This window comes from Streptomyces sp. NPDC006655, from assembly GCF_040703965.1.
GTDB lineage: Bacteria > Actinomycetota > Actinomycetes > Streptomycetales > Streptomycetaceae > Streptomyces.
Map to the genome: position 1 here is coordinate 1 of NZ_JBEYJU010000074.1, position 20,209 is coordinate 20,209.

Consider the following 20,209-nt stretch of genomic DNA (forward strand, 5'->3'; position numbering starts at 1 on the left):
GGCCCGGTGGGGGCTGGTCGCGCAGTTCCTCCCCCAGCCTCCGGCCGGGGGTACCCCCAGCGCCCCTTTCAGGCGCGTGGACCGGGCGCCCCTGAAAGGGGCGCGGGGAACTGCGCGAGTCAACCACTACGCACCCGCACCCGACCTTTTCGAACGCCCCCCCGATAACGGTTTGCCCCACCGGCGGTGCCCCCCGCAGAATCCCTGACCATGGGACATCTGGAAGCCGCGCACCTCGAGTACTACCTCCCCGACGGGAGGGCGCTGCTCGGCGACGTCTCCTTCCGGGTGGGCGAGGGCGCCGCCGTCGCCCTGGTCGGCCCCAACGGCGCCGGCAAGACCACTCTGCTCCGGCTGATCTCCGGCGAGCTCAAGCCGCACGGCGGCACCGTCACCGTGAGCGGCGGCCTCGGCGTGATGCGCCAGTTCGTGGGCTCGGTGCGCGACGAGACGACCGTGCGCGACCTGCTCGTGTCGGTCGCGCCGCCCGGCATCCAGCAGGCCGCGCGGGCCGTCGACGAGGCCGAGCACGGCATCATGACCGTCGACGACGAGTCCGCCCAGCTGCGCTACGCGCAGGCCCTCGCCGACTGGGCCGAGGTGCGCGGCTACGAACACGAGACGCTGTGGGACATGTGCACCACGGCCGCGCTCGGGGTGCCGTACGAGAAGGCCCAGTGGCGGCAGGTGCGCACCCTCTCCGGCGGTGAGCAGAAGCGGCTGGTGCTGGAGGCGCTGTTCCGGGGCGCCGACGAGGTGCTGCTCCTCGACGAGCCGGACAACTACCTGGACGTCCCCGGCAAGCGCTGGCTGGAGCAGCAGCTGAAGGAGACCCGCAAGACGGTCCTGTTCGTCTCCCACGACCGCGAACTCCTCGCCCGGGCCGCCGAGAAGATCGTCTCCGTGGAACCGTCGCCCACCGGCGCCGACGCCTGGGTGCACGGCGGCGGCTTCGCCACCTACCACGACGCCCGCCGCGAACGCTTCGCCCGCTTCGAGGAGCTGCGCCGCCGCTGGGACGAGAAGCACGCCCAGCTCAAGAAGCTGGTGCTGACGCTTCGTCAGGCCGCCGCGGTCTCCCACGAGATGGCGTCCCGGTACGCGGCCGCCCAGACCCGGCTGCGCAAGTTCGAGGAGGCCGGACCGCCTCCGGAGCCGCCGCGCGAGCAGGACATCAGGATGCGCATCAAGGGCGGCCGTACCGGCGTCCGCGCCGTCACCTGCGCGGGACTCGAACTCACCGGCCTGATGAAACCCTTCGACCTGGAGGTCTTCTACGGGGAGCGGGTCGCCGTGCTCGGCTCAAACGGCTCCGGCAAGTCGCACTTCCTGCGGCTGCTGGCCGGCGAGGACGTGGCGCACACCGGTCAGTGGAAGCTGGGCGCACGCGTCGTGCCCGGCCACTTCGCCCAGACCCACGCCCACCCCGAACTCCAGGGCCGCGTCCTCCTCGACATCCTCTGGACGGAACACTCCCAGGACCGCGGCGCGGCGATGTCCCGGCTGCGCCGCTACGAACTGACCCAGCAGGCCGAGCAGACCTTCGAACGGCTGTCGGGCGGCCAGCAGGCGCGGTTCCAGATCCTCCTGCTGGAACTGCAGGGCGTGACGGCGCTGCTCCTCGACGAGCCGACCGACAACCTCGACCTGGAATCCGCCGAAGCCCTCCAGGAGGGTCTGGAGGCCTTCGACGGCACGGTGCTCGCGGTCACCCACGACCGCTGGTTCGCCCGCTCCTTCGACCGGTTCCTGGTCTTCGGCAGCGACGGCCGGGTCCGGGAGTCCGCCGAGCCGGTCTGGGACGAGCGCCGTGTGGAGCGCGTCCGGTAGGGAGGCCCGCGGGCCCGGATGTTCGTACAGTGGAGGCAGGAATCCGGACCGCCGGGACCCACACGACGAGCGGGGTACCACCATGACCGGAGTCGACCCCAGCCGGCTGGACGACCAGCAGCTCATGAAGGAGCTGGAGACCATCCACCGGACCCGCCACGACACCCTGTTGTACGGCTCCAACGACGCGTTGCGCGCCCACAACGAGCGCATGGCCCAGCTGGAGGGCGAGTACCTGCGCCGTAATCCGCGCCGCCTCGTCGCCGCCGGCCGCACCCGGGAGGGCGCCCGGGAGCGCAGCTGCGCCGAGGCGGCGGCGCCGGGGACCCCGGCGAGCTGAACTCCGCGGCGCGGCGGGGGCCCCCACGCTCGGCGTCGCGGGACCCCCTCGCTCAGCCGGCCTTTCCGGCCTCGGCGAACACGGCGAGGAACGCCTCGCAGAACGCCTTGAGATCGTCCGGCTTGCGGCTGGTGATCAGCTTGTTCGGGCCGCCGTCGCAGACCTTGACCTGCTCGTCCACCCAGGTGCCGCCCGCGTTGCGGATGTCGGTCCGCAGGCTCGGCCAGGACGTGAGCGTCCGGCCGCGTACGACGTCGGCCTCCACCAGCGTCCAGGGCGCGTGGCAGATGGCGGCGACCGGCCGGCCCGCGTCGAAGAAGTCCTTCACGAACGCGACGGCCTTCTCGTCCGTCCGCAGGAAGTCCGGGTTGGCGACCCCGCCCGGCAGGACGAGCGCCCCGAACGAGTCCGCGGACGCCTCGCCGACCACCTCGTCCACCGGGAACGTGTCCGCCTTGTCGAGATGGTCGAAGCCCTGGACCTTCCCCGGTGCCGTCGACACCAGGACCGGCTCGTGCCCGGCGTCGGACGCCGCCTTCCACGGCTCGGTCAGCTCCACCTGCTCGACGCCCTCGGGCGCGGTCAGAAACGCGATACGCATGATGTTCACTCCCTTCCGCGCGCGGGTCGACGACCCGCGCGCCAGCGTCTTGTCCTTCTCAGGGGCTCCGTCTCCCGGGCCTCACTCTCCGACGGACACCGCCTCCGCCAGCGCCAGCAGGCTGTCGTAGCGTGTCCGGTGCGGCAGCCGGGAGACCCGCTCGACCAGGGCGTCGGGGGCGTGGCCCCGCCGCAGCGTCCGGGTCAGCTCGCTCGGTGCCGCCGGGAAGTCGTGCCGGGTCAGGGACCGGGCCAGGAGCAGCCGCACCGCCTCCGGTGACGGCTGCTCACCGACCCCGGGAGCCACCCCGGCGCGGAACAGCTCCGGATCGTCGTCGGCGGGCGGCTCGGGATCGTTCCACTCCTCGCTCCGTGTCGGATGGCCGGACCTGAGCAGGCCCTGCAACTCGTGCTTCATCTCGTCGTCCCGGTGCACGTTCAGCCGGTCACTGCCTCGTTGCATGTTCTCCCTCCAGGTACATCAGGGGGTGCCGCCCGCGTACCCGAGGACGGGGGGCCGACACAGGGATCCGTCCGGCGGTTCCCGACACGCCGGTTCCGGGCGGTCAGGTCACCCGGAAGGGCGCGGATGTCCCGCGAATGGGGGTCGGCCGCGCGCGGCGGGGCCCGGGGCGGGCTGTGATGGCTGCGGAGGTACGGGCCCCGTGCCCCCGGAGTCGTCCGTGCGAGGAGTTCCCGTCATGCGCCGCACCGTTCGCGCCCTGTCCGTCGCCGTCCTGACGGGTGCCGCGTTCGGCGTCGCCGGTACGGCCGCGGCCGCCGGCCCCGCCGCCGGGGCGAGCCCCGTGGGCTGTGAGAGCTATACGGAGGCGGGTACGGCGGGCGCCGTCGCCGACGGTACCCGCGCCGCCGACGGGACCTGCCCGGCGGGGGCGGGCGGCGACCGGCAGCGGCCCTGGACCCCGCCCGCCCCGCCCGCCCCGGGTGTCGCACCGGACCAGGGCGGCACGGACTCGCACGGCAGCGGGGCCGCGGTCCCGCACGGGGACGACGCCACGGGTCCGCAGGGCGCAGAAGGGGTCCTCCCGGGCGGCGACGGCATCACGGGGCCGCGGGGTGACGGGGGCAGGGTTCCGGGCGGGGGCGACGGCACGGCCGCGCACGGGGACGGCGGCGCCGTGGAACCCCCTGCGGGCGACGGCACGGCGGAGTTCCGCGGGGACGAGGCCACCGCTGGACGCGGGGACGAGGCCACCGCTGGACGCGGGGGCGACGGTACGGCCGGACGCGGGGGTGACGGGCGGGAGTGCGACGGGGTGCGGGGCGATGCCGCGGCCTGCGTCCCGGCGGGCGTCCAGCACGGCGTGGCGGCAGGGGACGGCGGCTCCTACACCGGTTCCGTGCCGGCCCTGGCCGCGGGCGCGCTGCTGATCGCGGCCGCCTGCTGCGGCGCGGGGTACCGGCTGTGGGGCGGCAGGCAGCACCGGCTGTTCGGCGGACGGTCCGGCGCGGACGGGTGACACGGCCGGGACCGGGTACCCCGGAGCAACCACTCCGGCACCGTGGGCCACCCCCGCGAGGAGGTGGCACGGCCCGGACAGCACACGGCACCACGGACTGCGCGGAGGCGGACATGCGGCGGACGGACCCCGAGGGCCACGGACCGACGCAGGGCACGCCTGCCGGACGGACGCAGGCTGCGTGTGGCGGGGCCGAGGGCGGGGCGGGGGTGCCCGGCGGGTCGGCCGAGCGGCCCCGCGGCACGTCCACCGGAGCCGCGGGACATGGGCCCGTCCGCTTCGGGCCGGCCCTGCCCGACGACGGGCTGCCGGTCCTGCCCGAACTCTCCGCCGTGCTGTCCGCCGCCGCGAGCCGGGGCGGGGAGGAACCCGTCGGCGGCGGGCCCGCGCTGCTGGACGCGGCCCACGGCTACTGGGAGCGCCGCGGGCTGCCCGGCACGCCCGGCCGCCTCACCGCCGGACCCGGCGCCCCCGCCCTGCTCCTCGCGCTCACCGCGGCGCTCGGCGGCGACGTCCTGGTGCCGCGTCCCTGCGCCGCCTGGTGGGCACCGTACGCCCGGCTGCTCGGTCGGCCCGTCTTCCATGTGGCCACCCCGGCCGAGTCCGGGGGCGTCCCCGACCCCTACGCGCTGCTGGAGACGGTGCGCCGGGTCCGCGACGAGGGCGGCGACCCGCGGCTGCTCGTGCTCTCCGTCGCCGACGACCCGACCGCCACCGTCGCCCCGCCCGAACTGCTGCACGAGACCGTGGAGGCGGCGGCGGGCGAGGGACTGCACCTGGTCAGCGACGAGACCTGGCGCGACACCCTGCACGCCCCGGACGCCACCGTGCTGCTCAGTCCCGCGGAGATGCTGCCGGACCGGGTCACCGTGGTCACCGATCTGGCCGGCGGTCTGCTGCCGGCGGGCTGGCCCGCCGCCGTGGCCCGGTTCCCGGCGGACGACACCGGTACGGCACTGCACGCGCGCGTGCTCGACGTCCTCACCGCGATGGGCGCCCGCCTCGCCGGCCCGGTCGCGGTCGCCGCCCGTCACGCGCTCGACGAACCCGAACCCGTCGTCGTACGTCGCGCCGCCGCCGTACGACTGCACGCGCGCGTGGCCGCCGCCGCGCACACCGCGGTCGTCGCCGGCGGCGCGCTGGCCCGGCCCCCGCAGGCCGGCCGTCACCTGTACGTCGACCTGGAGCCGCTGCGGGCCGGGCTCGGCGCCCGAGGCGTCGGCGACGCACAGGAGTTGGAGGACTTCCTCACCGCACGCCTCGGCATGCCCGCACCCGGCGGTCACCGCTTCGGCGACGACCTGGGCGCACTGCGGGTACGGCTCGCCACCGGGCCGCTGCTGGGCGGCACCGACGAGGAACGTCTGGAATGCCTCACGTCCCCCGCGCCGTTGGAACTGCCACACGTGCAACGCGCGTTGATGTCCTTGAGGTCGGTACTCGACGATCTCCGCGACGACGCTCAGCGATGGGAGCCTCCTCGATGACGCAGCAGACGCAAGAGCAAGGGCCCGCCACGACGACCGCCGACACACCGCCCGCCGCCACGACCACCACCGCTACGACGCCTGCCGCCACGACGATCACCGCTTCGACGGCCACCGCTACGACGCCCGCCGTCATCACCAACGCCGGCCCGCCGCCCGCCGTCATCACGGCTGCCGACCCGCCGCTCGCCGAACCCCGCCCGCTGGGCGAACTCCGGGTCTGGCCGCGGACCTTCCACGACCGTCTCACCGCCCCCCTGCCCGGTCTCAAGGCCATGGCCCGCTTCGCCCGCGAAGGCTCCGTCCGCCCCGGCCGCCAGGGTCTCGCCGACATAGCCGGACTGCCCTGCGAACCCGCCCCGCTGTCCCCCGTGGACACCGGCACCGTCGCCGTCACCTGGGCGGGGCACGCCAGTTGGGTCGTCCGGATCGGCGGCCTCACCGTCCTCACCGACCCCGTCTGGTCCCGCCGCATCCTCGGGACCCCGGCCCGGATCACCCCGGTGGGCGTCCCCTGGGAGACGCTGCCGCGCATCGACGCCGTCGTCATCAGCCACAACCACTACGACCACCTGGACGCCCCCACCCTGCGCCGACTGCCGCGCGACACCCCCGTCTTCGCACCCGCCGGCCTCGGCGGCTGGTTCCGGCGCCGCCGCTTCACCACCGTCACCGAGCTCGACTGGTGGGAGGCGGCCGAACTGTCCGGCGTCCGCTTCGACTTCGTCCCCGCCCACCACTGGTCCAAGCGCACCCTCACCGACACCTGTCACAGCCTCTGGGGCGGCTGGGTGCTCACCGGCCCCGGCGGACAGCGCGTCTACTTCGCCGGCGACACGGGCTACGGCCACTGGTTCTCCCGCATCGGCCGACGCCACCCCGGCATCGACCTCGCCCTGATGCCGATCGGCGCCTACGACCCCCGCTGGTGGCTCCGCGACGTCCACCTCGACCCGGAGGAGGCGGTCCGGGCGACGCAGGACGTCGGCGCGCGGCGGATGGCCCCCATGCACTGGGGCACGTTCATCCTGTCGGCAGAACCGGTCCTGGAGCCGCTCACCCGGGTCCGGGCGGCCTGGGACAGCGCGGGCCTGCGCCGGGAAGATCTCTGGGACCTGCCGGTGGGGGGTTCGAGGACCCTGGAACAGACTCCGCTACGGAGCGCCGCCAACTAAGTCGCGCCCCTTTGGGGGCGCTGGGGGTCCCCCCGGCCGAAGGCTGGGGGAGGAACTGCGCGAGCAACCACAACCGCACCCGCGCCCCGCAACGCACCGTCACCCGGGGGACCGAACCCGCCGCCACACCCCCGGCGCCACACTGATCAGCACCGTCAGCGCGACCGCCACCACAACCCCCTCCCACGGCTCCGGAAACAACGACCCACCCAGAATCCCGATCACCTGATAGGTCGCCGCCCACGCCAGACACGCCGCCGCGTTCCCCCGCGCGAACCGCCGCAGCGGCCACTCGGCCAGCAGACACGCCAGCATCACCGGTATGCGCCCGGCGGGCACCAGCCGGGACAGCACCAGCACCGCCACCCCGTGCTCGGCCAGCTTCCCCTGCGCCTGCTCCAGCCGCTCCTCGGGCGCCCGCGACCGGATCGCCTCCAGCCACCGCGACCCGTTCTTCGACCGCAGCCCACGCCGCCCCAGCCAGTACAGCGCCGCGTCGCCGAGGAACGCCGCCAGCGACGCCGTCACGAACACCAGCGCCAGCGCCAACGGCGCCGTCTGGTGGAACGCCACCACCGCCGCCGAACTCACCAGCGCCCCCGTCGGCACCACCGGTACCAACGCGCCGACCAGCACCAGCAGGAACAGCGTCGGATACCCGATCGCCTGCTGCGCCGACCCGACGGACGACGGGGTCGCCGCGGTGGACCCGGCGGCCGCCATGACCAGCAGCAGTCTCACCGCGCGACCTCCAGCCGCACGCGCTCCCCGTGTTCGAGCCGGTGCACCGCCACCCGCGGCGCGTACTCGGCCGCGAGGCGCACGAACTCGTCACCCGGCGCATGGAATTCGTGGGGGCGCACAGCGTCCATGCCGATCGGCCAGTACGTGCCGTAGTGCACCGGCACCGCGCTGCGGGGCGCCAGCCGCGCCACCGCCCGCGCCGCCCGCCCGGCGTCCAGGTGTCCCTCCCCGAGGTACGGCCCCCAGCCGCCCACCGGCAGCAGCGCCACGTCCACCGGGCCCACCACCTCGGCCATCTCGTCGAACAGCCCGGTGTCCCCGGCGAAGTACGTCCGTGCCGCGCCCTCGACCACGTACCCGAGGGCGGGGGAGCGCTGCGGGCCGACCGGCAGCCGGCGGCCGTCGTGCAGCGCGGGCACGGCACGGACGACGAGCGGGCCGACGTGTATCTCGTCGCCGACACCGACCTCGGTGACGTGCAGCTGCCGGAGCCGACGGAGCGCGGGCACCGCGCGTTGTGCGCCCCGGGGCACAAGCAGGCGCGTGCCCGGGGCGAGCCCGGCGAGCGAGGGGACGTGCAGATGGTCGGCGTGCAGGTGGGAGACGAGCGCGAGGTCCGCGCGGCGGGCCTCGGGCGGGGGCGGGGCGCCCCGGCGCCGGCGCAGATGGGCGAGCCGGCGCGCGAACAGAGGATCGGTGAGCAGTCGTACGCCCGAATCCTCGATCGTGCAGGTGGCGTGGCCCCACCAGGTGATCTCCACCGGCACCCTCTTTGCCTCCTTCGCGCGACTCCCCGAAGCCTACGTGCAGGAGTAGGGTCGGCGGCGAAACCCGGAGGTGAGGGGGACGCCATGGGACAGGTGCGGGGTGCCTCCGGCGGGCTCGCGCCGGTGCGGGTGACCGCCATCGCGAGTCTTACGCCCCTGGAGGAGCTGGAGATCGACCCCTTTCTGGTCGATTCCCGCAGCCAGCACGCGATGTGCGCGCGCTGGGCCGTGGAGCACGGGTACGTCGTCGCCCGCGAACTCCTGGTCCGTGGCCTGCGTCACGACCACAGCGCCCTGTGGGCGGGCGTCCGTCCCGGCCTCGACGTGTTCGTGGCACCGAGCAGACGGGTGCTGGAGAGCGCGCTGTCGTCGGTGGAGGCCTTCACGGCGGAGTGCGCCCGACGCGGGGTGCGGGTGGAGACGGTGGGCCGCGCCGAGCCCTGCTACGACGCCCAGATGAAGGCCCGGGTCCACCGGCGTCTCTCCATGCCGACGGCCGGGTACGACGGGCGGTAGGGCCAGGGGCCGACGCCCGTATGACAGTCTGGTCGGGGGACCGATCCGCGGGCGGCGCGGGTCCCGGAGTCGAGGTCGGTGGGGCGTGCGGTGGCGGCGGGTCGTCAGTCAGATCGGGCGGAGTGTGGCGGTGTGGGCGGTGTCCACCGTCACCATGCTGGTGCTCGCCGGGATCCTGCCCGACTTCCAGCTCCAGTCCCCGGACGGTGACAGCGCCACCCGGATCGCGATGACCGCGGCCCTCGGGGCCGGTGCCTTCGGTGTGCTGTCGGCCGTCGTGTGGCCCCTGCTCGTCCGACTGCTGCTGCTGGTGCCCGCCCTCGTCCTCGGCCTGCTGGTCTTCTTCCTCAACGGCTCCCTGCTCCTGGTCGCCCTGCGCGTCAACCCCTCCGGGCAGAGCGAGGCCGCCCCGGAGACAGCCGTGATCGTGGCCGCCGTGATGTCCGCGGTCGCCTCCGCCACCGGCGGCGCCCTCGCCGTCCGCGACGACGACGCCTACCGGCACCGGCTGTCCCGGCTGGCCACCCGCCGCCGCAGATCCCACCCGCCCTGCCCGACCGCCCCCGGCACCGTCTTGCTCCAGCTCGACGGCGTCGGCCACGACGTCCTCACCACCGCCGTCGCCAGGGGCCTGATGCCCACCGTGGCCGCCTGGCTGGCCGCCGGCCACCGGCTCACCCCCTGGCGCACCGACTGGTCCAGCCAGACCGGCGCCAGCCAGCTCGGCATCCTGCACGGCTCGAACTTCGACGTCCCCGCCTTCCGCTGGTACGAGAAGGACAGCCAGGAGGTGATGGTCTGCAACCGGCCGACCAGCGCCGCCGAACTCCAGCGCCGCGCCGTCGAGCGCACCGCCGACGGGGGGCTGCTCACCGTCGACGGCGCCAGCCGCGGCAACCTCTTCAGCGGCGGCGCCGAGGAACAGGCCCTGGTGCTGTCCATAGCGATCCGCCGCCGGGACCGCAAGAACCGCTCCCGGGCCGGTTACTTCGCCTACTTCGCCGACCCCGCCAACGCCGTCCGCACCGCCCTCTCCTTCTTCGCCGAGGTCGGCCGGGAGGTGGGCCAGTCCGTCACGGCCCGGCTGCGCAGGCAGCGCCCGCGGGTGGGCCGCGGCGGTCTCTATCCCCTCGTCCGCGCCTTCGCGACGGTCGTCGAACGGGACGTCGTGGTCGCCGCCGTCATCGGCGACCTGCTCGGCGGCCGCAGCGCCGTCTACGCCGACCTGGTCGCCTACGACGAGGTCGCCCACCACTCCGGCCCGCACAGCAGGGACGCCGACAAGGTGCTGCAACGCCTGGACCGCGCCCTCGCCCTGATCGAGAAGGCCGCCGAGCACGCCCCCCGGCAGTACCGGATCGTCGTCCTCTCCGACCACGGGCAGAGCCCCGGCGAGACCTTCCGCTCCCGCTACGGGCTGACCCTCGGCGACCTGGTCAGGGCCGGCTGCGGACTGCCCGTGCCGCGGCGCGCCGAACGCACGCACAGCGGCACCGAGGCGCGGGCCGCCGTCCGCGCGGCCCTGCGCAGACCGGTCGAGGAGGGCGGCGGGAAGCACCGGCCGACCCGGCACTCGGAACCCGTCGTGCTCGCCTCCGGCAACCTCGGGCTGATCTCCTTCCCGGACGTGCCGCACCGGATGACCAAGGAGGAGCTGGACGCCCGCCACCCGGCGCTGCTCACCACCCTCGCCAACCACCCGGGCGTCGGCTTCCTGCTGGTCCGCAGCGAGGAACACGGCGGGGTGGTGCTCGGCGCCCACGGCGCCGAGATCCCGCTCGACCGGCTGGACACCCAGCCGGGACCGCTGGCCGCCTTCGGGCCGGGCGCCGCGGACGCCGTCCGGCGCACCCACTCCTTCCCGCACACCGCCGACATCATGGTCAACTCCTGGTACGACCCGGAGGACGGCGAGGTCCTGGCGTTCGAGGAGCAGATCGGCTCGCACGGGGGACTGGGGGGCGCGCAGGGGCGGCCGTTCCTGTTGTCGCCTGCCGGTGTGTCCGCCCCGGTGGCGGAGGGTGAGGAGCTCGTGGGGGCCGAGGCGGTGCACGGGGTGCTGCGGCGGTGGCTCCTGGAGGCGGACGGGCCGCAGGTTCCCCTGGCCGTGGAGGGGGAGAGGGCCGCGTAGCCGGTGGGGGCGCGCGGCCGGCCGGGGCGCGTCCCCACCGGTGAAAAATCGGCTGCGTTCGCCCGGCTCCCGGCACACACTGTTCGAGCCGGTCGAAAGCGACCCTTCCGAACACCCCACAGGAGCCTCCCCTTTGCAGGCAGCCGTCACCGTCACCCCCGCCCGTATCCCCGACCTCCTCCTCGGCCTGGCCACCGTGCGGCCCGTCTTCCTCTGGGGCGCGCCCGGCATCGGGAAGTCCTCCCTGGTGCGGGAGTTCGCCGAGTCGCTGGGGCTGGAGTGCGTGAGCCTGCTGGGTACGCAACTCGCCCCCGAGGACCTGATCGGGGTGCCGCAGATCCGCGACGGCCGGTCGGTGTTCTGCCCGCCCGAGGCCATCGCCCGCGACGAGCCGTACTGCCTCTTCCTCGACGAGCTGAACGCGGCCACCCCCGACGTGCAGAAGGCGTTCTACTCGCTGATCCTGGACCGCCGGATCGGGAACTACGAACTGCCCAAGGGCTCGATCGTGATCGGCGCCGGCAACCGCGCCACCGACAACGCCCTCGCCAGGCCCATCGCCTCCGCCCTGGTCAACCGCCTGGCCCACGTGCATCTGGAGGCCTCCGCGCACGACTGGCTCGCCTGGGCCGCGGGCCACGGCATCCACCCGTGGATCCTCGACCACCTCACCGACCGGCCCGACCACCTGTGGTCCAAACCGCCGAAGACCGAGGAACCGTTCTCCACCCCGCGCTCCTGGCACATGCTCTCCGACGCCCTGCATTCCTTCGGACGGGACCTCGACGAGGCCACCCTGAAGGTCCTCGCGCACGGCACGCTCACCCCCGCGCACGCGACCGCCTTCTGCGGATACGTCAAGATCGTGCGCAGCCGCTTCGGCCTGGAGGCGATCCTGCGGGGCGACGCCGGCTGGCCGCACCGCATCGAGGACCGCGACCTGCTGTACTACCTCGCCGAGTCCTTCCGCGGCCGGCTGGTCAAGGAACTGCCCGTCGCCAAGGAGCACATGTCGGCGAACGGCCGGGCGACCGCGTACCGCGCCAAGTCGCTCCTCGTGCAGCTCGCGGAGATCTCCGTCGAGGTCGCCCAGACCGTCATCGCCTCCGACGCCGACGGCAACCCGGTGCTGCCCGCCTGGTTCCTGATCGAGGCCGCCCGCGACATGCCCCGGCTGGTGGAGGCCCGCCGGTGAGGCGTACCGCTGCGCGCAAGAAGCAGGACCCGGCCGCCGAGAACTTCGCCGCCGGGGTCGAACTGCTGCGCGCCAACCCGGCCCTGCGCGCCGTCGAGTTCACCGTCTGCCGGCACGAGAAGTGCGAACTCGCCCCGCACGAGGGGCTGGTACGGGCCGACTCCGACGGCGTCCTGCACGCCCACGCCACCCGGCGCGCCGAACCCGCCGAGTGGGCCTGGGCGCTGGCCCACTGCACCCTCCACCTCGGCTTCGGCCACCTGCCCGCCGCCACCGGCCCGCGCACCCAGCCGGACCGCTACGACCTCGCCGCCCGCTGCGCCGTCGTCAACCGCTTCCTGGAGACCTTCCCGGTCGGCGAGGCCCCCGACCACCTGCCCGCGTCCTACCCGGAGGGCGACGAGGACCGGCTCGCCGCGGGCTGGCGCCGGGCCGGCGGCGTGCCCGCCGCCTACGAGCGCGGCGGCACCAGCGGAGGCGACCCCGACCAGCTGCTGCTCTCCTGGAACCGGTGGGCCGGTCAGGTGCCCGACTGGCAGCTCGGGTTCGCGCACGCGCTGACCCGCACCATGTCCCGCGCGATGGACCTGGCCGGCGGCCGCCGCACCACGATGACCGGCCCGCCGACCCCGCTGCGCCCCTGGGAGCAGGCGCTGAGCTGGTTCGTCTCCTCCTACCCGCTGCTCGGCGGCATCGCGGCCGGGATCAGGCTGGTCGCCGACGCCGAACTGGCCCGCGCCCACGACATCGCCGTCGCGGCCGTCAACCCCGAGGCCGGCGAGATCTACGTCAACCCGCTGCGCACGATGGACGACGAGGAGTGGCGGTTCGTCCTCGCCCACGAGATGCTGCACGCCGCGCTGCGCCACGGCGACCGCCTCGGCGGCCGCGACCCCTACCTCTTCAACATCGCCTGCGACTACGTCATCAACGGCTGGCTGGTCGAGATGCAGGTGGGCACGATGCCCGAAGGGCTGCTGCACGACCCGGAGCTCAAGGACCTCTCCGCGGAGGAGGTGTACGACCGGATCGCCGGCGACCTGCGGCGGGCACGGCGCCTCGCCACCCTGCGCGGCAAGGGACGCGGCGACGTCCTGGGCGCGCCGCTCGGACCGCCGGGCGCGTACGTCGACCTCGACGAGTTCTACCGCCGGGGCCTCGGCCAGGGCCTCGACCTGCACCGGTCGCAGGGCCGGGGCCTGCTGCCCGGCGGCCTGGTCGAGGAGATCCGCGCGCTCAGCCATCCGCCGCTGCCCTGGGACGCCCGACTCGCCCGCTGGTTCGACGAGTTCGTGCCGCGCCCGGTGGCGGTACGGTCCTACGCCCGCCCGTCGCGCCGCCAGTCGTCCACCCCCGACATCCCGCGGGCCGGCCGGTACTTCCCGCCCGAGGAGGTCGCCCGCTGCACCTTCGGCGTCGTTCTCGACACCTCCGGCTCCATGGACCGCACCCTGCTCGGCAAGGCGCTCGGCGCCATCGCCTCCTACGCCGAGGCCCGCGACGTCCCGGCCGCCCGGGTCGTCTTCTGCGACGCGGCGCCCCATGACGCCGGTTACCTGCCGGCCACCGAGATCGCGGGCCGGGTCCGCGTGCACGGGCGTGGCGGCACCGTCCTGCAGCCCGGCATCGACCTGCTGCACCGCGCCGACGACTTCCCGCCGGCCGCGCCGGTCCTGGTGATCACCGACGGCTGGTGCGACGTGCTGCGGATCCGCCGCGAACACGCCTACCTGATCCCCGAGGGCGCCCGCCTGCCCTTCAGCGCGAGGGGACCGGTCTTCCGCGTGCGCTGAGCCGGGATGTGATCGGATGGGGGTTGCGAACCGGTCCACCCGCCGAAAGGAACAACCGTGGCTACCACGCGTACCGCACACACCGTCTGGGAAGGCAGCCTGACCGAGGGCAACGGTGTCATCACCTTCGACTCCTCCGGCATCGGCGAGCAGCCGGTCACCTGGGCCGCCCGCTCCCAGGAGGCGAACGGCAAGACCAGCCCGGAGGAGCTGATCGCGGCCGCCCACTCCAGCTGCTTCTCCATGGCGCTCTCGCACGCCCTGGCCGGCGCCGGCACCCCGCCCACCAAGCTGGTCACCAACGCCGACGTCACCTTCCAGCCGGGCACCGGCATCACCGGCATCCACCTGACCGTCGAGGGCACCGTCCCCGGCCTCGACGAGGACGGCTTCGCCGCCGCCGCCGAGGACGCCAAGAAGAACTGCCCGGTCAGCCAGGCCCTGACCGGCACCACCATCACCCTGTCGGCGAAGCTCGCCTGACCGCCGTACGCCATCCGATGCCGTGTCCCCGCCCGGGGGCACGGCATCGCCGTTCCCGGGGTACCCGGCATTGACAACGGCCCGCTCAGGTTTTGTGCTGGAGACGAGGCGGCGCCCGGCGGAAGGGGACGGACATGGCACGTGCGGTCGGGATCGACCTCGGTACGACGAACTCGGTGGTGGCCCTGCTGGAGGGCGGTGAGCCCACGGTCGTCGCCAACGCCGAGGGGGCCCGCACCACCCCGTCGGTGGTGGCCTTCGCGAAGAACGGCGACGTGCTGGTCGGCGAGGTCGCCAAGCGGCAGGCGGTGACCAACGTGGACCGCACCGCCCGCTCCGTGAAGCGGCACATGGGCGACGCCCACTGGCGGTTCCCGGAGAGCGGGTCCGTGGACGGCACCCGCTACCGCGCCCAGGAGCTGTCGGCGCGGGTGCTGCAGAAGCTCAAGCGGGACACCGAGGCCTACCTCGGCGAGGACGTCACCGACGCGGTCATCACCGTACCCGCGTACTTCGACGACTCGCAGCGGCAGGCCACCAAGGAGGCCGGGGAGATCGCCGGTCTGAAGGTGCTCCGGATCATCAACGAGCCCACCGCCGCCGCGCTCGCCTACGGCCTCGACCGGGGCGAGGAGCAGACGGTCCTCGTCTTCGACCTCGGCGGCGGCACCTTCGACGTGTCGCTGCTGGAGATCGGCGACGGCGTGATCGAGGTCAAGGCCACCAACGGCGACACCCACCTCGGCGGCGACGACTGGGACCAGCGGATCGTCGAGCACCTCGTGAAGCGGTTCAAGGGGCAGTACGGCATCGACCTCGGCAACGACAGGATGGCGCTCCAGCGGCTGCGGGAGGGCGCCGAGAAGGCCAAGATCGAGTTGTCGTCCGCCACCGAGACCTCGGTCAATCTGCCGTACATCACCGCGTCCGCCGAGGGGCCGCTGCACCTGGACGAGAAGCTGACCCGCGCCCAGTTCCAGGAGCTCACGGCGGACCTGCTGGACCGCTGCAAGAAGCCGTTCCACCAGGCCGTCAAGGACGCCGGGGTGCAGCTGTCCGCGATCGACCACGTCATCCTCGTCGGCGGTTCCACGCGGATGCCCGCCGTCACCGACCTGGTCAAGGAACTCACCGGCAAGGACCCGCACAAGGGCGTCAACCCGGACGAGGTCGTCGCGGTCGGGGCGGCCCTCCAGGCCGGTGTCATCCGCGGTGACGTGAAGGACGTGCTGCTGCTCGACGTCACCCCGCTGTCCCTGGGCATCGAGACCAAGGGCGGCATCATGACCAAACTCATCGAGCGCAACACGACGATCCCGACCAGGCGTTCGGAGATCTTCACGACCGCCGCGGACAACCAGCCCTCCGTCGGCATCCAGGTCTACCAGGGCGAGCGTGAGATCGCCGCGTACAACAAGAAGCTGGGCGTCTTCGACCTCACGGGGCTGCCGCCGGCGCCGCGGGGGGTGCCGCAGATCGAGGTGGCCTTCGACATCGACGCGAACGGGATCATGCACGTCTCGGCGAAGGACCTGGCCACCGGGCGTGAGCAGAAGATGACCGTCACCGGCGGTTCGGCCCTGCCCAAGGACGACATCGACCGCATGATGCGGGAGGCCGAGCAGTACGCCGAGGAGGACCACAGGCGCCGGGAGGCCGCGGAGACCCGGAACCAGGCCGAGCAACTCGTGTACCAGACGGAGAGCTTCCTCCGGGACAACGGCGACCGGGTGGCGGGCGAGACCAGGACCGAGGTGGAGTCGGCGGTGGCGGACCTCAAGCGGCTGCTGGCCGAGAACGCGGAGACGGCCGACCTGCGCAACGGGGTGGAGAAGCTCGCCACGGTCAGCCAGCGGATGGGCCAGGCCATGTACGCGTCGGCCGCCGCGGCCGGCGGTTCGGCCGAGGAACAGCGGACACCGGAAGCCGAGGAGGAGGGCGTGGTGGACGCGGAGATCGTGGACGACGAGAAGGGCGCCGCCGGCTAGGGCCCTTCTGATGGATCTCCGCGGCGTCGCGTTCCGGTGAACCTTTCCGGCCACAGCACCAGCCACCGCCGGAACTCACTCCCGGGTGGCCGGCAGGGTGGTGCAGACCGCGTTCAGGACGCAGGCGTAGGGCGTGCCGATGTCGGTCAGCCGGCCCCGCAGGCGCTCCAGGCAGGCGCGGTGCTCGGTGAGCAGGTCCGTGTCGCCGGTGCGGGCCGTGAACTCCAGCACGGCCGGCAGGTAGTCCGGCAGTTCCGCGCCGGTGAACTCGATGCCGTACGCCTTGTAGACGTCCTCGAACCGGACCAGGGACCCGCCCCGCCGACCGGTGTCGCCGTCCTGCCACCGGCTGAGGTAGAGGCCGTGCCGGTTCTCTGAGTCGAAGACCCACACGTAGTGCGCGGCCAGCTCCGGCGGCGGGGTCACCGTCGCGTGGTCGGTGAACTCCCGCAGCTGCGGGGCGGCTTCGCGCAGCAGCGGCAGCCGGGCGATGAAGTCGTCGTCCGGATAGGTCAGACAGAGCGCCGCCGCCTGGTAGAACACCGCGTCCGAGGGCATCGGTCCTCCTTCGCCTCCCTCGCTGCCCCCTTCGTCTCGTCTCGACGCTAGGGGCGGACGCGGGAACGCACCCGTCCAGGGCGCCCGGACGGGTCACACCTTCAGGGCCACCCCGCCGTACACCGGCACGATCCCCTCCTGCTGGAGGGCCACGTCCTCGGGGTCCGGGCGCCACCCGGAGACCGGGATCACGCCGGGGCCGAGCAGCTCCAGACCGTCGAAGAAGCGGGAGAACTCGGGCAGCGAACGCGGGTGGAAGGGCGTCCCGCTGCGCCGGAAGTTCGCCGCCGCCTGCTCGACGGCCGCCGGGCTCAGGTCCGGGGTGACCTGGGAGAGGATCAGGTGGCTGCCCGGGGCGAGCGCCTCGACGTACCCGCGCAGCAGGCCGTACACGTCGTCGCCGAGGTAGTGGGTCAGCGCCACCAGGGACAGCGCGACCGGCTCGGTGAAGTCCAGGGTCTCGGCGGCCCTGGCCAGCAGGGTGTCGCGGTCGCGTACGTCGGCGTGCACATAGGCGGTGGCGCCCTCCGCGGTGCCGCGCAGCAGGGCCTCCGCGTGCCGCAGCACGATCGGGTCGTTGTCCGCGTACACCACCTTCGACTCCGGTGCGACGCCCTGCGCCACCTGGTGCAGGTTGGGCTCGGTGGGGATGCCCGTGCCGATGTCCAGGAACTGCCGGGTGCCGGACTCGGCGGCGACCCGGACCGCCCGCTGCATGAACCGGCGGTTGGCGCGCGCCCCGCGCAGCACCGTGCCGTCCACGGCCAGGATCCTGCGGGCGAGCTCCTCGTCCACCGGGTAGTTGTCCTTGCCGCCCAGCCACCAGTCGTACACCCGCGCCGGGTGCGGCCGGCTGGTGTCGATGGCGGGAGGCGCGGGCTCGGATGCGGTCACGTTCTGGGCTCCTCAGAGTTCGTCGCGGTACTTCCGCAGCAGTTCCCCGGTCCGCTGCGCGGAGGCGGCCCGGGCCGTCATGTGGTCCAGCACCTCCAGGTGCGCCCCCACCTCGTCCCGGGAGTCCAGGTACAGGGCGCCGGTCAGGTACTCGGTGAAGACCATGTCGGGCAGCTCGGGTTCGGCGAACCGGAACAGCGTGAACGGCGCGTACGTCCCCGGGTGCGGGCCACTGGCGAACTCGGCCAGCTGGAGGGTGATCCGGTCCCGCTCGACGAAGGCGAGCAGCTTGTCGACCTGGTCGCGCATCACCGCGCAGTCGATGCTCACCGGGCGGCGCAGCACGGTCTCGTCCATGATGACCCACAGGTGGGGCGGATCGTCCTGCTCCAGCAGCCGCTGCCGGGTCAACCGCAGGTCCACGTGCCGTTCCACGGCCGCGGGGTCGGTGTGGCCGATCGTCCCGGCCTCCATCACGGCCCGCGCGTACGCCTCGGTCTGCAACAGGCCGGGGAAGAAGTGCGGTTCGTAGGAGCGGATCACCCGGGCGGCGCCCTCCAGGCTCACGTAGAGGCTGAACCAGTCCGGCAGCACGTCGTGGAACCGCTGCCACCAGCCCGGCTGGTTGGCCTCCTCGGCGAGCCGCACGAACGCGGCCTGTTCCTCCTCGGGCACCCCGTACGTCTCCAGCAGCACCTGGACGTACGGGATCTTCAGCGCGACCTCGGCCATCTCCATCCGCCGCACGGTGGCCTGCGCCACCCGCAGGACCCGCGCCGCCTCGTCCCGGCCCAGGCCCGCCGCCTCCCGCAGCTCCTGCAGACGCTTGCCGAGCACGACCTGACCGACCGTGGGCGCAGCACGCCGCTCACTCACGCCACGCCTCCCCTACGTGCACAAGTACCCGTGCAGTCTGCCACGCGAGGCCGCCGTCGCACACGTTGTCGAGGCGGCCTCCTGTGTCTACGCGCGAAACCCTCGTCGCGTCAACACCGCGCCAAACGCGCCTACTTGACATCGACGGGGGACGCCGGCCGGAAGCCGGGACCGATCACGGTCGCGCCGCACGCCCGGCACCGCCCCCACCCCGTAGGCTCGAAGACCCCGCAAGCCGCCGCAGAACCGGGAGGGAAACCGCACCATGGCCGTCGAACCGCTGTCCCAGAAGGAGATCGAGGACCGGCTGGCCGAGCTGCCGGGCTGGTCGGTGGACGGCGACCGGCTCGCCCGCGCCTACCGCCTCGACTCGCACGTCGCCGCCGCCGCGCTGGTCATGCACATCGCCGCCATCCAGGACGAACTCGACCACCACTCCGACCTCACCCTCGGCTATCACACCGTCACCCTCACCGTGCACACCCACAGCGCGGGCGGCGCCGTCACCGCCAAGGACTTCGGACTCGCCCGCAGGGTGGAGGACATCGCCCCGGGCCACGGCGCACACTGAGCCCTGTGCTGGACTACGACGAGGAAGCCGGTGTCTATGACGCGACACGCGGCGGAGAACCCCGCGCGGCGGCGGCCGCGAACGCCGTCCTCGGCCTGATACCCGACCGGGCCGGGCAGCCCGGCGGCCCGTCCGGCCGCCCCGGCCGGCTCCTCGACCTCGGCTGCGGCACCGGCATCGTCACCCGCCGGCTGGCCGCCGCCCGCCCGGACCTCCGGGTCACCGCCGCGGACCGTGCGCACGCCATGGCCCGCACGGCCGCCGCCCGGCTGCCGGGGGCGGTCGTACGCGCCGACGGACGGCGGCTCCCCTTCCCGGACGCCACCTTCGACGCGGTCACCACCGTCTGGCTGCTCCACCTCGCCCGGGACAGCGCCGAGGCCCGTGAGATCGTCGCGGAGTGCGCGCGGGTGCTGCGCCCCGGCGGGGTGTACGTCACGACCGTCGACAAGGCCGCCGCGCACGACGTCGGCAGCGACATCGACGCGGTGCTCGCCGACCGTCCCCGACGCCCCGCACCGGACGCGGCCGCCGACGTCACCGCGCACGCCCGGCACAGTGGACTGTCTCCCGCCGGGCAGGCCGCCTTCCCCGGCCTCGGCCAGGGCCGCAGCCCCCGCTCCACCATCGCCGACCTGCGACGCGGCTGGTTCACCGTGCTGCGCCCCGACGACCCCAGGGTGGCGGAGTTCGCCGATCGGCTGGCGGCCCTGCCGGACCAGGACCGCCGTCGCCCCGACCCCCGCTTCACCGTCCGCGCCTTCGGCAAGCCCTGACCCG

Annotated in this window: 20 protein-coding genes; 13 read left to right on the plus strand and 7 right to left on the minus strand. The window is 73.9% G+C overall.

Annotation, left to right across the window (positions count from 1 at the left end):
• Positions 1 to 210: 210 nt before the first annotated feature.
• Together AB0958_RS32265 and AB0958_RS32270 are read left to right on the plus strand one after the other, a co-directional pair.
• Positions 211 to 1,830 (plus strand): ATP-binding cassette domain-containing protein, encoded by a 1,620-nt coding sequence (locus AB0958_RS32265; protein WP_366894014.1) that lies wholly within the window; start codon positions 211 to 213, stop codon positions 1,828 to 1,830.
• An 82-nt stretch (positions 1,831 to 1,912) separates the two neighbouring features.
• Positions 1,913 to 2,170, plus strand: a complete 258-nt coding sequence (locus AB0958_RS32270; RefSeq protein WP_366894015.1) for a DUF6158 family protein — start codon at positions 1,913 to 1,915, stop codon at positions 2,168 to 2,170.
• A 52-nt stretch (positions 2,171 to 2,222) separates the two neighbouring features.
• Here AB0958_RS32270 and AB0958_RS32275 read toward each other — a convergent pair whose 3' ends face one another.
• Positions 2,223 to 2,771, minus strand: a complete 549-nt coding sequence (locus tag AB0958_RS32275) for a type 1 glutamine amidotransferase domain-containing protein (RefSeq protein WP_366894016.1) — start codon at positions 2,769 to 2,771, stop codon at positions 2,223 to 2,225.
• An 81-nt stretch (positions 2,772 to 2,852) separates the two neighbouring features.
• Complete coding sequence (locus tag AB0958_RS32280; protein WP_366894017.1) at positions 2,853 to 3,233, minus strand: DUF2795 domain-containing protein; 381 nt, start codon at positions 3,231 to 3,233, stop codon at positions 2,853 to 2,855.
• Positions 3,234 to 3,471: 238 nt separating this feature from the next.
• On the opposite strand from AB0958_RS32280, the gene AB0958_RS32285 reads away from it, so the two are divergent.
• The 3 genes from AB0958_RS32285 (at position 3,472) to AB0958_RS32295 (ending at position 6,913) form a co-directional block, all read left to right on the plus strand.
• Positions 3,472 to 4,251 (plus strand): hypothetical protein, encoded by a 780-nt coding sequence (locus AB0958_RS32285; protein WP_366894018.1) that lies wholly within the window; start codon positions 3,472 to 3,474, stop codon positions 4,249 to 4,251.
• Positions 4,252 to 4,364: 113 nt separating this feature from the next.
• Complete coding sequence (locus AB0958_RS32290; protein WP_366894019.1) at positions 4,365 to 5,738, plus strand: aminotransferase class I/II-fold pyridoxal phosphate-dependent enzyme; 1,374 nt, start codon at positions 4,365 to 4,367, stop codon at positions 5,736 to 5,738.
• A complete protein-coding gene (locus AB0958_RS32295) occupies positions 5,735 to 6,913 on the plus strand; it encodes an MBL fold metallo-hydrolase (RefSeq protein ID WP_366894020.1) in 1,179 nt (392 codons plus the stop codon). Before AB0958_RS32290 ends, AB0958_RS32295 begins: the two co-directional genes overlap by 4 nt.
• Before the next feature lie 99 nt (positions 6,914 to 7,012).
• Here the strand turns inward: AB0958_RS32295 and AB0958_RS32300 are convergent, their stop codons facing one another.
• Entirely contained in the window at positions 7,013 to 7,636 is a 624-nt protein-coding gene (locus AB0958_RS32300; protein ID WP_366894046.1) for a VTT domain-containing protein, read from the minus strand.
• Positions 7,637 to 7,650: 14 nt separating this feature from the next.
• Positions 7,651 to 8,424, minus strand: a complete 774-nt coding sequence (locus tag AB0958_RS32305; protein WP_366894021.1) for an MBL fold metallo-hydrolase — start codon at positions 8,422 to 8,424, stop codon at positions 7,651 to 7,653.
• Between the two features lie 84 nt (positions 8,425 to 8,508).
• Here AB0958_RS32305 and AB0958_RS32310 point away from each other — a divergent pair, with 84 nt between their 5' ends.
• The 6 genes from AB0958_RS32310 (at position 8,509) to dnaK (ending at position 16,530) form a co-directional block, all read left to right on the plus strand.
• Complete coding sequence (locus AB0958_RS32310) at positions 8,509 to 8,940, plus strand: hypothetical protein (protein ID WP_366894022.1); 432 nt, start codon at positions 8,509 to 8,511, stop codon at positions 8,938 to 8,940.
• A 130-nt stretch (positions 8,941 to 9,070) separates the two neighbouring features.
• Positions 9,071 to 11,071, plus strand: a complete 2,001-nt coding sequence (locus AB0958_RS32315) for an alkaline phosphatase family protein (RefSeq protein WP_366894023.1) — start codon at positions 9,071 to 9,073, stop codon at positions 11,069 to 11,071.
• A 133-nt stretch (positions 11,072 to 11,204) separates the two neighbouring features.
• Entirely contained in the window at positions 11,205 to 12,266 is a 1,062-nt protein-coding gene (locus tag AB0958_RS32320; protein WP_366894024.1) for a MoxR family ATPase, read from the plus strand.
• Entirely contained in the window at positions 12,263 to 14,059 is a 1,797-nt protein-coding gene (locus tag AB0958_RS32325) for a hypothetical protein (protein WP_366894025.1), read from the plus strand. The genes AB0958_RS32320 and AB0958_RS32325 overlap by 4 nt, the downstream gene beginning before the upstream one ends.
• A gap of 57 nt (positions 14,060 to 14,116) precedes the next feature.
• Positions 14,117 to 14,542: an OsmC family protein gene (locus AB0958_RS32330; protein ID WP_366894026.1), complete on the plus strand. Its 426-nt coding sequence runs from the start codon at positions 14,117 to 14,119 to the stop codon at positions 14,540 to 14,542.
• Between the two features lie 134 nt (positions 14,543 to 14,676).
• The gene (dnaK, locus tag AB0958_RS32335; RefSeq protein WP_366894027.1) at positions 14,677 to 16,530 is read left to right on the plus strand and encodes a molecular chaperone DnaK; all 1,854 of its coding nucleotides are present in this window, start codon (positions 14,677 to 14,679) and stop codon (positions 16,528 to 16,530) included.
• Between the two features lie 75 nt (positions 16,531 to 16,605).
• On the opposite strand, the gene narJ is transcribed toward dnaK, so the two are convergent.
• From narJ to AB0958_RS32350, 3 genes are all read right to left on the minus strand, one after another.
• Positions 16,606 to 17,088, minus strand: a complete 483-nt coding sequence (gene narJ / locus AB0958_RS32340) for a nitrate reductase molybdenum cofactor assembly chaperone (protein ID WP_366894028.1) — start codon at positions 17,086 to 17,088, stop codon at positions 16,606 to 16,608.
• A gap of 93 nt (positions 17,089 to 17,181) precedes the next feature.
• The gene (locus AB0958_RS32345) at positions 17,182 to 17,982 is read right to left on the minus strand and encodes an SAM-dependent methyltransferase (RefSeq protein ID WP_366894029.1); all 801 of its coding nucleotides are present in this window, start codon (positions 17,980 to 17,982) and stop codon (positions 17,182 to 17,184) included.
• A gap of 12 nt (positions 17,983 to 17,994) precedes the next feature.
• A complete protein-coding gene (locus tag AB0958_RS32350) occupies positions 17,995 to 18,858 on the minus strand; it encodes a helix-turn-helix transcriptional regulator (RefSeq protein ID WP_358984549.1) in 864 nt (287 codons plus the stop codon).
• Positions 18,859 to 19,123: 265 nt separating this feature from the next.
• On the opposite strand from AB0958_RS32350, the gene AB0958_RS32355 reads away from it, so the two are divergent.
• A complete protein-coding gene (locus AB0958_RS32355) occupies positions 19,124 to 19,429 on the plus strand; it encodes a 4a-hydroxytetrahydrobiopterin dehydratase (RefSeq protein WP_132893715.1) in 306 nt (101 codons plus the stop codon).
• Between the two features lie 5 nt (positions 19,430 to 19,434).
• Positions 19,435 to 20,205 carry a class I SAM-dependent methyltransferase gene (locus AB0958_RS32360; RefSeq protein ID WP_366894030.1) on the plus strand — a complete coding sequence of 257 codons (771 nt, stop codon included), beginning with the start codon at positions 19,435 to 19,437 and terminating at the stop codon, positions 20,203 to 20,205.
• Positions 20,206 to 20,209 lie beyond the last annotated feature (4 nt).